The sequence below is a fragment of the Aeromonas sp. S11(2024) genome (genome assembly GCF_041402345.1).
GTDB lineage: Bacteria > Pseudomonadota > Gammaproteobacteria > Enterobacterales > Aeromonadaceae > Aeromonas > Aeromonas veronii.
In genome coordinates this window covers 125,260-138,375 of record NZ_JBGLRC010000008.1, presented here as the reverse complement: position 1 = coordinate 138,375, position 13,116 = coordinate 125,260, and the positions used below count along the sequence as shown (strand labels likewise).

Below are 13,116 nucleotides of genomic sequence, written 5' to 3'. Positions count from 1 at the left end.
TTGGATGTCACTACTCACTATCTGATAGCAACTACAGGCGTTGTGTTGGTGAAATCAAAAATGATGTGTTGATATGTTATGAGAAGCTGGGCAGGATATATGACATATTTATGTGTGACATAATAGTTTTCGTATGTTGAATATTCCGCTTTGCTTTATTCTGGAGGTAATTTGAGATTTGTAAGTTACATGATGGTGTTTTTATTTGGCGTTGTTATAGATGCTACAGATTATCAGTCTCTAGTAAAGGAAGTAAAATGGACTGATATTATTGCTGCTCTCGCTACCGTCGTGACAGCAATTATCGTATACATAACTTATTCAAGATGGCTCGACTCAAAGAAAAGAGAAGATGCCTATCAGACATCGAAGAACTATATATCATGTTTGGTAGATATATCAGAGTTGCTTGATGAGATAATGTCTCCATTTGAGCAATGTGTTCCACAGGCTGGTGGTATACCGATTAAATGTGAACAGAGTAATTCATTATTAGCCAATAGCAATGATGCTCTTTATAAGCTCATAGCAAAGGCTAAAACATTAGCAAGAACAAAATCAGAGTTGAGCTTTTGGGAGGTAAGTTTGGTTCCAGAATTTGAAAAAAACCATGAGAGAATACTACAAGAAGTATCTGATGTTTTTGTTGTCGCGGGTGCACTTCAAAGCCAAGTGTATTGGTATTACAATGTTGATCAGAGTAAGCAAGATAGTATGTTTGATGAGTTTTCCAAGTTAAAAGCCAGAGTGATAAATGCTAAAAATCTATTGGGGTTGAGATATAGTCGAAAATACGCAGACTTTTTTGTTCACGAAAAATAGATTTAGCTATGTGCAACCGATATTTTTTTTGTTGTAAATATATTGGGCGGCTCAGTATTCATAAGACGTGTAGATAATAAGGAACCTTATGCAAGGAATGCTTCTAAAACATGGCACAATATATCACCACTTTAGCGTAATCATCCTATCTACAGCATTAGGCTTCCTTTTCCGACCAAGGCAGGTAAGCTGCGGGGCAAATAGCGTCAAGCAGGAGAAGGGACGATGACAGAACAACATATCGCCGGGACGATCGGCATTCTGGGGGCGGGGTGGCTCGGGCTGCCGCTGGCGCGAGCCCTGTTGGCGGCTGGCAAGCAGGTTGCGGTGACGGTCAGCAGCGCCGAGAAGGCAGCCCGTCTGCAGGGGGAGGGGATCGATGCCTATCCGCTGACGATTTCTGCCCATATGTCGGATGCGTGGCCCATCCCCTGCGAGAGTCTGGTTATCTGCGTACCGCCCAGCAAGACCGATGACTATCCGCAGGCGGTGGCAAAGGCCTGTCAGCTTGCCAAGGCGAGTGGCGCCCGGCGGGTACTGTTTGTCAGCGCCACCTCGGTATGGGGGGCGGGGCAGCAGGAGGGTGAACAGCCCAAACCGCGCCATGCCCGTGGCGAGCGGATGCTGGCGGCGGAGAAGGCGGTGCTGGCGACTGGCTTCGAGGCGGTGATGATAGTGCGCCCCTCCGGCCTTTATGGCCCGGATCGCCATCCCGGCCGTTTCCTCGCGGGTAAGACTCTCGATGGCGGCGCCCAGTCGGTCAATCTGGTCCATCTGGACGATGTGGTGGCGGCTTGCATGCTGCTGCTGGAGCGGGGCAAGGACGGGGATGTGTTCAACCTGAGCGCGCCGGTGCATCCGCGCCGCGAGCAGTTCTACCCCTTTGCGGCGCGTCAGCAGGGGCTGCCTGTGCCGGTCTTTATCGAGCCTGCCGGTGAATTTCAGCCCATCGACGGTCAGCTGATTTGCCAGCAGATGGGATTCAACTATCGCTGGCCCGATCCGGCCCACTGGTTTGCCGAGCTCGCCGCCTCGGGCAATTGAGGTTTGCCAAGGGGGTGATCGCCCCCTATCATGCCGCCATCCATGAGAGAGAGGCGGTAATGATGGTAGATACAAAACGTCACCCCGATGGGGAGTTGTTGCTGAGAACCCTGGCAATGCCAGCCGATACCAACCCCAATGGCGACATCTTTGGTGGCTGGATCATGTCCCAGATGGATATAGGTGGGGGCATCATGGCCAAGGAGCTGGCAAAAGGACGTATTTGTACCGTATCCGTCGAAGGCATGACCTTTCACAGTCCGGTCAAGGTGGGTGATGTGGTCTGCTGCTACGGCCGCTGCATGAAGATCGGCCGCAGCTCCATGAAGCTCAAGCTGGAGGTGTGGGTCAAGCCGGTACTGCGGGAAAACGATGCCCAGCGTTACTGTGTGACCGAGGGGATCTTCACCTATGTCGCCATCGACGAACATGGCAAATCCCGCCCGGTTCCGGTGAGTGCCTGATTAAATCAGCCGGGCATTGATGATGGATATTTCCTGCTCAAGCCCGGTTTTTTGCCGTATCATGCGTTCCAGCATCTCTTCCGAGCCCACATATTGCAGGGTGTCGAACAGGCAGAGATCGCATTGAGGGTCCCGTCTTATCTGATAGACGGTGGACAGCTCCACTTGATGACAATTTCCTTGTTGATCATAAAACGTCACGTTGTACCGAAGTTCTTTCGCCATGAGACAAGGTCCTTCTGGTTGGGTGGAACAGGGACTATCAGCTTAGTCGGCGTGGATGACGTTTGTGATGGTCGCAACAAAAAGCAAAGGCGGGCGGTTGTTAGCCAATGAAAAATAGTTATCGCATTCTTGGCACCTCCCTGCTGACCCTGGGGTTGGTAGGCTGTTTTGAGGTGCCGGATCAGAACCATCTGGTCACAGCTCAAGGGATTGTGCCGGGACTCGACTGCCAGCGTCCGCCGCTGGTGGCGTTGGCGACCACGGCGCTGCCCCGTGAATTCGGGGTGACGGTGTGGAATCTCTACAAGGGCCAGCGCAAGAACTGGCGTGAAGGGATGGACAGTTATGCCAAGGGGCAGGATCTGGTGCTGTTGCAAGAGTCGGCTACCCGTCCCGATATGCTCGACTGGCTGCGCGCCGGTGATTTCCAGTGGCAACAGCTGCAAGCCTTCACCCAGGGCGGCGTCTCGTTCGGGGTGATGACGGTGGCCAAGACCCCGCAGGCGTTCGTCTGTGGCGTGCGCTCCCCCGAGCCTTTGCTGCGCATCCCCAAATCCGGACTGGTGAGCCTCTATCCGCTGCAGGGCGATCCTGACGGCGTCATGGTCATCAATATCCATGCGGTCAATTTCGAGCTGGGGATGGCTACCTTCCGCGAGCAGCTCAACGATTTGACTGCCTTGGTGCGCCGCCATCAGGGGCCGGTGATCCTAGCCGGTGATTTCAATACCTGGAGCGACAAGCGCCAGTTCTGGCTGAATAAATTGGTGGACGAGCTGGGTCTGCAAGAGGCCGTGCCGGTGCCTGACCTGCGCCGCACCGCCTTCGGTCGCCCACTGGATCATCTCTACTACCGCAATCTGGATCTGGTCGAGGTGAGTTCACCGGCCACCGACAGCTCGGATCACAACCCCATCATTGCGCGCTTTGCCGCCCAGTCGGTGACCCCCTGATCGGGGATGATGTGCGCGTGTTGCCCATAAAAAAATCCGGCGCCTGATAGCGCCGGATTTTTTATACGATCTGGCGGTCAACCCGCTCGGGATGACCCGCTGGCATTACTGGTAGAGACCCAGATTCGCTTTGGCGTAGGCTTCGAAATCGGTGCAGCCACCGATGTGCTGCTCGTCCAGGAAGATCTGCGGCACGGTATTGACCGGCTTGCCGGCGCTCTTGGCCAGATCTTCTTTGGTGATCCCTTCGGCATGGATATCCACGTAGCGGAATTTGAAGTCATCGCGCTGTTCGGTCAGCTGCTCGGCGATCTGTACGGCACGGACACAGTAGGGGCAACCCGGGCGACCAAAAATCACTGCAAACATATTTTCTCTCCGTTTTTTAAGCCGTTTATGTATGGCCGTTGATATGAGGCAGGCAACAGCATAGCCCTGCCTCGTGGCGACTTGAAGCCGAAATTATCGATACCGTGATTCGAGTGGGCCTATTGGATCAGCTCTCATCGGCGATCTGGATCGGCTGCTGCTGATAGATGCTCTCCAGCACCCCCTTCTCGAATACGGTCCAGGGCCACGGCGCCTTGCTGGCACGATAGCGCTCATGGGTGGCCGGATCTTGGGACAGGCCGCGCTGGAACATCACGAACGCCTTGCGCTGGCCGCCCGCGGTATCGATAAAGCCCACCAGATTGGAGGTGCCGGTGATGGTGCCGGTCTTGGCGTGCACCTTGTTCTTCATCATGGGGGCGGTGACGCTGCGCCGCCACGCCAGGGTGCCATCCACCTGAGAGCTTGGCAGCAGCTTGATCAGGCCAAGTTCGGCATCATTCTTCTGGATGAAGTTCAGCACCGACATCATCTGACGGGCGCTGATGAGATTGTGAGCGGAGAGACCGGAGCCGTCTGCCAGGGTGGCGTTGCCCAGATCGATCCCGTTCTTGGTCAGGATGGCGCGCACCGCCATGGTGCCGCTGCGATAGCTGCCCGGCTTGTTGTAGTAGTGACGGCCCACGGTTTTGAGGAAAGTATCGGCATAGAGGTTGTCCGATTTCTTCAGCATCTTGGCCAGCATCACCGGCAGGGAGACCGAGTAGTGGGTGCCGAGGGTCTCTGCCCCTTCAGGGGCCTTGTGGGTGACCCGCAGCAGGCCATCATGCTTGATACCGGCACGGTTCATCGCCCAGCGAATGTTGTCCCAACCCCAAGCCTCCACGTCGTGAATGGCGAAACGCAGACCCTGCGGCTCTTTATTCGGGGTGATGCAGCCCTTGAGCTCGTAGAAGTTGCCCTTGGCCATGTCCACTTCCAGCGCGCAGAACTGGCGCGCCATGTCGCCATAGCTCATCACCTCCACGTTGTCGGCACCGATGCCGATGGGGACGCCGGTGGCCACGTTGCCGACCGCCGGTTTGCCAATCTGGGTGGCAGTGATGGTGCCGTAGGCGCAGTTCTTGTCGATGATGACCGAGGAGACGGGAGCGGCGAAGCAGAGGGTCTGATCTCCCCACGACCAGCCGTTGCCGCGCTCGTAGCCGTTGTAGGCGCCTGTGTTGACGTAGACATTGCCCTTGATGCTGGTGACACCGAGCTGTTTGAACAAGGCCAGCAGATCCATGCGGGAGAGGGTGGGGTCGCCGACGAAGTTGATCCAGATATCGCCGTTGATGGTGTCACCCTGTTTGGCACCGGGCTGGGCCTGAATATCGGTGGCGAAGCGGAAGTCGGCACCCAGCTCGAGGCGGGCCGCCAGCGCGGTGAGCACCTTCATGGTGGAGGCGGGGGCGATCATCTGATCGGCGTGGCGGGCGAACTCGACGCCGTTATTGCCCTGCACCATGATGGCGTACTGGCCACCCTGAGGGGGCGTCAGCGGGGCGGCATGAGCCGCCAGAGAAGAAAAGAGAGCACAAAAACCAATCAACAGCCGCTGCATAACATCCTCTAACGTGACGAAGGGCCCGGCAGTGGTGCCGGCCCTGATAATTCAACCAGCCGATGCGGGATCGACGGGATAACGCAATTCATGCCATGTATGCCGGTCGCCATCATGCCAGCGAGTTGGCGGTACGATAGCGACCCTCATAATCAAAAATTTTCTCTTTTATCTGCCAGAAGCGACCCGATTTGCGGGCGATGACAAAATCCGGATGTCGAAACTGGCTTTCTGCCGCCAGCACGCTCGCCAGGGTGGCAAATTCGGGCTCCAGACCCGGGGCGGGCCAATGATGACGCACAAAGTGCTGTTGAAACAAGCGCCGTGCGCCCGGGTAGTGAAATCCGAAGTATTCACTGAGGGTCAACCCATCCTCATCGTGGTAGGTCACCTCCAGCCGCTCCCCCTGTTTGCCGCGCCCGGCTGTGAGGGTTAGCCCGGCGCAGCGGATCACCATGCAATCCTTGAGATTGAGCGCCTCTTTGAGCTTGTCGTCAGGGTCCACCAGCAGCTGATCGCAGCTCTGGCAGCGGCGTGCTGCGATGTCGTTCTCCGCGCCGCAACCGGGGCAGATCTTGGCGCGAAAGCGGTAGTCGCACTCCTCGCGGTTGCCCTCATCATCTTCAAACAGCCCCTGACAGCGGCGACCGTAGTGCTCGATCACCTTGCCATCCTCGTCGGTTTTGCCCCAGAAGGTGTTGGCAAAACCGCAGGCGGGGCAGGGCACCTGTACCGGCTCGGTACCTGCGTGGGGGCGAGGCTCCCCCACTTCGGGGGCAAACAGGTTGAAGTTGTTGCCCGCATAGTCGAGCACCAGACAATCCTCCTTGCCCGGCGAGAGGCGCAGGCCCCGCCCCACGATCTGCTGATAGAGGGAGACCGACTCGGTGGGGCGCAGCATCACGATAAGATCGACATGAGGGGCATCGAAGCCGGTGGTGAGCACCGCCACGTTGACCAGAAACTTGAGCTCCCGCGCCTTGAAGGCGCTGATAAGGGCATCACGCTCCGGCCCCGGGGTCTCGCCGGTGATAAGGGCCGCCTGCTGGCCTCTGGCGCCAAGCAGACCGTGAATTTCGCGGGCATGTTCGACAGTGGCGGCGAAGATCATTACCCCCTGCCGGTCGGCAGCATACTCCAGCACCTGACTCAGGATATGGGGGGTGACCCGCTGCTGGCGCTTTAGCTCGCCGTTAAGATCCGCCTCGCTAAAGAGGCCGTTCTCCCGCGGTACCAACTTGCTGAAGTCGTAGTGGACGATGGGGGCATCCACCATGCGTGGCGGCGTCAGGTAGCCGTTTTTGACCATAAAACGCAAGGGCAGCTCGAACACGCAGTCGCCAAACAGCCGCTCGCCGTGGCTTTTGACCATGCCGTGGTAGTGGCGCCGGTAGATCCAGCCCAGCCCGAGCCGATAGGGGGTGGCGGTGAGACCGAGGATCTTGAGGGCCGGATTGGCGGCCTTGAGATGGTCGATCACCTGATGGTACTGGCTGTCATCATCGAGCGAGACCCGGTGGCACTCGTCGATGATGAGCAGCGAAAACGCCCCGTCGAAGGCATCCAGATTGCGGGCGACCGACTGCACCGAGCCGAACACCACCTGGGCGCTCGCCTCCTTGCGATCCAGCCCTGCGGCGAAGATGTCGGCCTTGAGCCCCCACGCCTCGTACTTGGCGTGGTTCTGCTCCACCAGCTCCTTGACGTGGGCTAGCACCAGCACCCGACCGCGCGCCTTGCGGGCCAGCTCGGCGATCACCAGACTCTTGCCTGCCCCGGTGGGCAGCACCACCACGGCGGGATCCGGGTGTTTGCGAAAGTGGTTGATCACGGCGTTTACGGCGTCGGTCTGATAGGGTCTGAGAACGAACATGGGGGCGTGGCGTTTGGGCATGGTGCGGCGCAGGGTGGCGCCATTATAGGGTGCTTGCTGCCACAAAAACAGCGGGCCGGCATGATGCCGACCCGCAGGGTGCTTGGTTGCTGATCAATGGAACGGGAAGATGTAGTTCATCCAGCTTGCCATGCGCAGCAGCACTTTGCGCATCACAGATACATGGTGGAAGTACTGGGTGTAGACCGCAGCCTGCCCGCTGGCACCGGCAATCATCTGATACTTGGTCCACTCGGGGTCGGTAATGGAGATGACTACCGGCAGGCGACCCGGACGCACCGCCGTGGTCTGATCCAGCAGACCGGCGTTGGCCTGCACGTTACCGGCTGCAATGGCCGGAACCACGGCGGTCACCTTGCCTTTGAAGATCTTGCCGGGTACGCCATCGATCACCACTTCGGCCTCATCGCCCACCGCCAGTCGCTGCATGCTGTTTTGCCAGAACCAGCCGACGTAGGCGGTGTCATCCTTGTGGATGAAGGTCATCACCGGACGATACATGAAGGGGGTGGCGATCATGCCGGGGCGCAGGGCCAACTGCACCACATGACCATCGCTCGGGGCATAGACCACGGTTTGTGACTGCTGGTACTTGGCTTCCATCAGCTGGGCCTGCAGATCGTTCAGGGTGGCTTTCTGCTGGTCAATCTGGGCCACGATGTCATCCACGTTGGCCTGGGTGACGTCGAGGTCACGCTGCTTGCCCACGCCACGGCGCATCAGGTCGCTGGCGCGATCCCGATCCAGCCTGGCGGAGCGCAGTCTTGCCTCAATGGACTTGAGGTGCTCGCGGTTGGATTCGACCCGTGCGGTGAGGCTCTCCACTTTCAGGCGGAACGGTTCGTCATCGAGGCGAAACAGCACGTCGCCTTTTTTCACCGGCTGGTTGGCCTGCACCGGAACCTCAACGACCCGGCCCTTGACCAGCGGCACTATGGGGGTGGAGACGTAGTAGTTGCGCGCCATCTCGGAGTAGGGGTGGTTGTAGTTCATCAGCATGATCAGGGTGCCGATGAGCAGCACGCCACCCAGTGCAGCGGTGGGGACGGTCCACTTGTTGAGCGGGATGCGGAAGATTTTGAAGATGGCGACACACAGCGCCGTGTAGGTCAGGATCAGTAGCAGGTCCATGGTTTATCCCTGTTGCTCACTCTGTTCGATAGTGTTGATACGGCTCTTCAGATCCGCCAACTCCTGCTTGAGGGCCGCCAGCTCCTCTTCATCTTTTTGCAGCCGCTGGCTAAAGCCCCAGCCGCGATCGGGGCGATAGATGGTTGCCCAGATCCAGAGGAAGGGCCACAGCACATGCAGGGTAAACAGGCTGACCCAGCCTGCCACGTGAATGGCATCTTGATGAGGGTGATTCCGATGTTTGGCAATCTCGTAAGGAATATCGTGGATAACGATGACTCCATAAAAAATGACCAGCCCGACAAAGACGAGCAGACCAAGTGCAAAATAATCAAGGGCCATTTATAACCTCCACTGGCATGACGCACAGCTTAATCATTGGTTCCAACAAGCACTAAAGCAATTAAGAATCACACATTTATCGTCAGTTCGCCCGGAATCTTAAAGCTATTCGCTGTATTGAAGCTGAAGCCGTTCAACAGTTGCATTATTAGTCTTTTTGTCATTAAAAAAGGCGCCATCAGGCGCCTTTTTGTGCTGCTTTCGCTGCATTTTTTGCTGTTTTTACCCTTCGCTGGTACTGCTGACCAGCGGCTGGCGGAACTTCATCAGGAAGGCCACGGTAATGGCCGCCGTTGCAGTCAGGCCGATGATGGTGGAGGTCCCCATCTCCAGCCCGAACCCGATGGGGGCGTTGGCCAGATAGGTGATCACCACAGCAGTCATGAACATGGCGGGAATGGTGCAGATCCAGTGCAGCTTGCCCTCTTTGATGAGGTAGGCGGCAGCGGCCCACAGCATGATGACGGCGGTGGTCTGGTTGGCCCAGCCGAAGTAGCGCCAGATCACCCCGAACTCAGCCTTGGAGATGATGAAGCCAAGGATAAACATGGGGATGGCGATCAGCAGACGCTTGGCCAGCGGCTTCTGGGTCATATTCAGGAAGTCCGCCACGATCAGGCGTGCACTGCGAAATGCGGTGTCACCGGAGGTGATGGGCAGGATCACCACGCCGAGGATGGCCAGAATGCCGCCGACTGTGCCGAGCAGGCTGGTGGAGACTTCGTGTACCACGGCTGCCGGGCCGCCGTTGGCCATGGTGGCGTTGAGCGCTTCGGTGCTGTCGTAGAAGGAGAGACCCAGGGTGCACCAGATAAGGGCGATGATCCCTTCACCGATCATTGCACCGTAGAAGATGAAACGGCCGGATTTTTCGTTCTGCATGCAGCGCGCCATCAGTGGTGACTGGGTGGCGTGGAAGCCTGATACCGCGCCACAGGCGATGGTGATGAACAGCAGCGGCCAGAGCGGCAGCTCGGTCGGGTGCAGGTTGGAGAAGTCCATCCCGGTGTTGTAGAAGCCTTTGCCGGAGGCGATCAGGCCAACGATGAGGCCGACCGACATGAAGACCAGCAGGGCGCCGAAGATGGGGTAGAAGCGGCCGATGATCTTGTCGATGGGGACTATGGTCGCGAGGATGTAGTAAGCAAAAATTGCCACAATCCAGTAGACCAGATCGGTGGAGGTGAGGTTGGCGAGCAGCCCTGCCGGGCTCAGCACGAATACCACGCCCACCAGCATCAGCAGCACCACGGCAAACAGGTTCATGAAGTGCTTGGCGGCGGTGCCCAGATGTTCACCGACCACGGTTGGCACCGAGGCCCCCTTGGCGCGTACCGACAGCATGCCGGAGAAGTAGTCATGTACCGCACCGGCGAAGATGCAGCCAAAGACGATCCAGAGCATGGCGACCGGGCCGTAGAGGGCACCCAGGATGGGGCCGAAGATGGGGCCAACACCTGCGATGTTGAGCAGTTGAACCAGATAGACTTTCTTGTCCGACATGGGGACATAGTCCACCCCGTCAGCCATGGTGATGGCGGGGGTTTTCAGCTCGGGTTTCGGGCTGAATATCCGTTCGATGAATTTGCCGTATATGAAGTAGCCGGCCACAAGTAAGCCGACACAGAGGAAGAACCAGATCATTGCTACGCTCCTGCATTGTTATTTTTTAGTGTGCAGAGCGAGTCTAAAACGGTTGCGTCTGGCTGGCAGGTGAAACTCCCCGAGCGGCGCTTTGGCGCGCCGAGCGGTCGGCGGCTGTGATCAGGCGCACACTCCGCGGCTCAGTCCAGCCCCAGTTGATCTTTGAGCTCCTTTAGATAGCGACGGCTGACCGGCACCCGGGCGCCGCTCGGGGTGACAATCTCTGCCAGCTGGTTATCCAGCAGCCGGATCTCGAAGATGGCGTTGGGGGAGACCAGATACTGGCGGTGACAGCGCAGCAGCGGGCTCTTTTCTTCCAGCGATTTGAGGGTGAGCTGGGTGTGGAACAGCTCGCCCTGACAAGCTACATGGACTCCGCCCAGATCGGAGAAGGCATATTCCACCTGCGCGATGGGCAGCAACCTGACCCGATTGTGCAGATAGCCCGGAATATGTTCGATAGTCGGGGCCAGTCGCTCGATGGGCTGCGGGGAGATATCCTGCTTTAGGCGAGCGAGGGTCTTGGCGAGCCGGGCGGGCTCCACCGGTTTGAGCAGGTAGTCGAAGGCGTTCTCTTCAAAGGCCTGAATGGCATATTCGTCAAAGGCGGTGACAAAGACGATGCGGGGCAGGGGGTCGAGCATGGCGACCAGCTCCATGCCGCTCAGCTTGGGCATCTGGATATCGAGGAACACCACGTCGGGCTTGAGGCGCTGAATAAGCGGCAGCGCCTCGATGGCGTTGGTCGCTTCCCCCACGATCTCGATGGCAGGATCGCAGGCCAGCTGCTGCCTCAGCTCTTCGCGGGCGTAGTGTTCGTCATCGACAATCAGGGTGCGGATCATGGTTGCTCCTTGGGGATGGTGATCGAGACCCGGGTCCACTGCTCAGGCTCGCAGGCAATAGTCACGCCATAGCGCTCGCCAAAGGCGCTTTTCAGTCGCCGATCGACAATGGTCATGCCCAGACCGTCGCCAGCGGGGTGTGCTTGCCAGGTGCCTGCATTATCTTCCACATGGATGGTGACGCTGGTGGGATGCTCATCGGTATAGAGGCGAATGCGCCCTTGCTCCAGCAGGGTCGAGACGCCGTGCTTGATGGCATTCTCGATCAGCGGTTGCAGGGTGAAGCTGGGCAGTCGCAGTGTGGCCAGATGGGGCGGGATCTCGTTTATCACCGTCAGCCGATCGCCAAAGCGGGCCAGCTCGATCTCCAGATAGGATTGGCAGTGCTCCTGCTCCTCCTGCAGGGTCGCAAGGCCGCTCTGTCGCTTGAGGTTCTTGCGAAAGAACAGCGACAGGTGCAGCAGCAGCTCCCGCGCCTTGTCCGGATCGCGCCGGGTGATGGCACTGATGGTGTTGAGGGTGTTGAACAGAAAGTGGGGGTTGATCTGGGCCTGGATAAGTTTCAACTCGGACTGCACCAGCAGCCGCTGATGTTGCTCCAGCCGACCGGCCAGCAACTGCTGTGACAGCAGGTTGGCAATCCCTTCCCCCAGGGTGTGGTTGATCTTGAGAAACAGCCGCTTCTTCGGCTCGTAGAGCTTGATGGTGCCGATCACTCCCTTGTCCCCCTGCAGCGGGATCACCAGCACCGACCCCAGCTGGCATGCGGAGGAGAGGCTGCAGCGATAGGGCTGGCTGTTGCCATCGGCAAACAGCACCTTGTTTTGGGCGATGGCCTGCATGGTGATGGCTGACGCAATGGGGGTCCCCGGCAGATGATGATCTTCGCCGGTACCGATAAAGGCGAGGATCTGCTCGGTGTCCGTGATGGCGACCGCCCCCACGCCGGTCTCCTCCTGAATGATGCGGGCAATCTTGTTGCTCGCCTCCGGGGTAAAGCCCTGACTCATGATCCCCACTGTGCGGTTGGCGATATTGAGCGCCTTGGCGGAGAAGACCCGGGAGAACTTCTCATACATCCGCTGCTGGTCGCGGATCATGCTGATAAAGAGCGCCGCGCCGCAGGAGTTGGCCAGAATCATCGGGGTGGCGATGGTGCGCACCAGCAGCAGGGATTTGTCGAACGGGGTCGCCACCAGCAGGATGATCACCATCTGTATGATCTCGGCATAGAGGGTGGTAAAGAAGGCGATGCGTGGTTCAAACAGGGCATCCGTTCGCCCCGAGCGCATCAGTCGCCAGTGCACTATGCCCCCGAGCAACCCCTCGCAGGTTGTGGAGATAGCGCAGGCGAGATCGGTAAATCCCCCCAGCGTATAGCGGTGTAGACCGCCGGTCAGCCCCACCAGAAAGCCCACCAGCGGCCCCCCCAATAATCCCCCCAAGACGGCGCCGACCGCCCGGGTGTTGGCGATGGCATCATCGATATCGAGGCCCACATAGGTGCCGAGGATACAAAAGCTGGAAAAGATGATGTATATCAGTATCTTGTGAGGTAGTCTCACTGAATAGTTGGCAAGCGGGCGCAGCAGCGGGCTTTTCGAGAAGAGATAGGCTATCACCAGGCTGACGCTCATCTGTTGCAGCAAGGAGAGGACCAACTGCATAAAAAACGCTCCTCATAAGCCAGCTGAAAAAATAGCCAGCCCGTGAATAAGTGTGATCAGGATCTTGTTCTGTTGGCCCAACTGGGCGCAACGGGCAGCCAGTTTGCCAGAACAAGTTGATAAAACCATATTAAATCAGCATGTTAAAT

At 58.0% G+C, this 13,116-nt stretch carries 13 protein-coding genes; 4 read left to right on the top strand and 9 right to left on the bottom strand.

The genetic code is table 11. The annotated features are described in order from the left end of the window. Positions 1-171 precede the first annotated feature (171 nt). The 3 genes from ACB040_RS09510 (at position 172) to yciA (ending at position 2,330) form a co-directional block, all read left to right on the top strand. A complete protein-coding gene (locus tag ACB040_RS09510; protein WP_371154432.1) occupies positions 172-822 on the top strand; it encodes a hypothetical protein in 651 nt (216 codons plus the stop codon). 225 nt (positions 823-1,047) lie between these two features. Next, complete coding sequence (locus ACB040_RS09505; protein WP_371154434.1) at positions 1,048-1,866, top strand: NAD-dependent epimerase/dehydratase family protein; 819 nt, start codon at positions 1,048-1,050, stop codon at positions 1,864-1,866. A 59-nt stretch (positions 1,867-1,925) separates the two neighbouring features. Next, entirely contained in the window at positions 1,926-2,330 is a 405-nt protein-coding gene (yciA, locus tag ACB040_RS09500) for an acyl-CoA thioester hydrolase YciA (RefSeq protein ID WP_033113469.1), read from the top strand. Here yciA and ACB040_RS09495 read toward each other — a convergent pair whose 3' ends face one another. Next, complete coding sequence (locus ACB040_RS09495) at positions 2,331-2,555, bottom strand: hypothetical protein (RefSeq protein WP_005344394.1); 225 nt, start codon at positions 2,553-2,555, stop codon at positions 2,331-2,333. Between the two features lie 107 nt (positions 2,556-2,662). On the opposite strand from ACB040_RS09495, the gene ACB040_RS09490 reads away from it, so the two are divergent. Continuing rightward, on the top strand, positions 2,663-3,508 hold the full coding sequence (locus ACB040_RS09490; RefSeq protein WP_005337873.1) for an endonuclease/exonuclease/phosphatase family protein: 846 nt from the start codon (positions 2,663-2,665) through the stop codon (positions 3,506-3,508). A gap of 105 nt (positions 3,509-3,613) precedes the next feature. On the opposite strand, the gene ACB040_RS09485 is transcribed toward ACB040_RS09490, so the two are convergent. The 8 genes from ACB040_RS09485 to ACB040_RS09450 all read right to left on the bottom strand — a co-directional run bounded on the left by ACB040_RS09485 (position 3,614) and on the right by ACB040_RS09450 (position 12,967). Continuing rightward, the gene (locus tag ACB040_RS09485) at positions 3,614-3,910 is read right to left on the bottom strand and encodes a GrxA family glutaredoxin (protein ID WP_223849348.1); all 297 of its coding nucleotides are present in this window, start codon (positions 3,908-3,910) and stop codon (positions 3,614-3,616) included. 94 nt (positions 3,911-4,004) lie between these two features. After that, positions 4,005-5,444, bottom strand: coding sequence for a D-alanyl-D-alanine carboxypeptidase/D-alanyl-D-alanine-endopeptidase (gene dacB, locus ACB040_RS09480; protein ID WP_005350510.1), 1,440 nt, complete (start codon positions 5,442-5,444; stop codon positions 4,005-4,007). A gap of 112 nt (positions 5,445-5,556) precedes the next feature. After that, on the bottom strand, positions 5,557-7,317 hold the full coding sequence (locus ACB040_RS09475) for a DEAD/DEAH box helicase (protein WP_371154526.1): 1,761 nt from the start codon (positions 7,315-7,317) through the stop codon (positions 5,557-5,559). 114 nt (positions 7,318-7,431) lie between these two features. Further along, positions 7,432-8,469 carry an HlyD family secretion protein gene (locus ACB040_RS09470; protein WP_371154438.1) on the bottom strand — a complete coding sequence of 346 codons (1,038 nt, stop codon included), beginning with the start codon at positions 8,467-8,469 and terminating at the stop codon, positions 7,432-7,434. A 3-nt stretch (positions 8,470-8,472) separates the two neighbouring features. After that, positions 8,473-8,811 (bottom strand): DUF3302 domain-containing protein, encoded by a 339-nt coding sequence (locus ACB040_RS09465; protein WP_005337862.1) that lies wholly within the window; start codon positions 8,809-8,811, stop codon positions 8,473-8,475. Positions 8,812-9,033: 222 nt separating this feature from the next. Beyond that, on the bottom strand, positions 9,034-10,455 hold the full coding sequence (locus ACB040_RS09460) for a carbon starvation protein A (RefSeq protein WP_005337857.1): 1,422 nt from the start codon (positions 10,453-10,455) through the stop codon (positions 9,034-9,036). 140 nt (positions 10,456-10,595) lie between these two features. Then, positions 10,596-11,300, bottom strand: a complete 705-nt coding sequence (gene btsR / locus ACB040_RS09455) for a two-component system response regulator BtsR (RefSeq protein WP_206874279.1) — start codon at positions 11,298-11,300, stop codon at positions 10,596-10,598. Continuing rightward, the gene (locus ACB040_RS09450) at positions 11,297-12,967 is read right to left on the bottom strand and encodes a sensor histidine kinase (protein ID WP_338771697.1); all 1,671 of its coding nucleotides are present in this window, start codon (positions 12,965-12,967) and stop codon (positions 11,297-11,299) included. The genes btsR and ACB040_RS09450 overlap by 4 nt, the downstream gene beginning before the upstream one ends. Positions 12,968-13,116 lie beyond the last annotated feature (149 nt).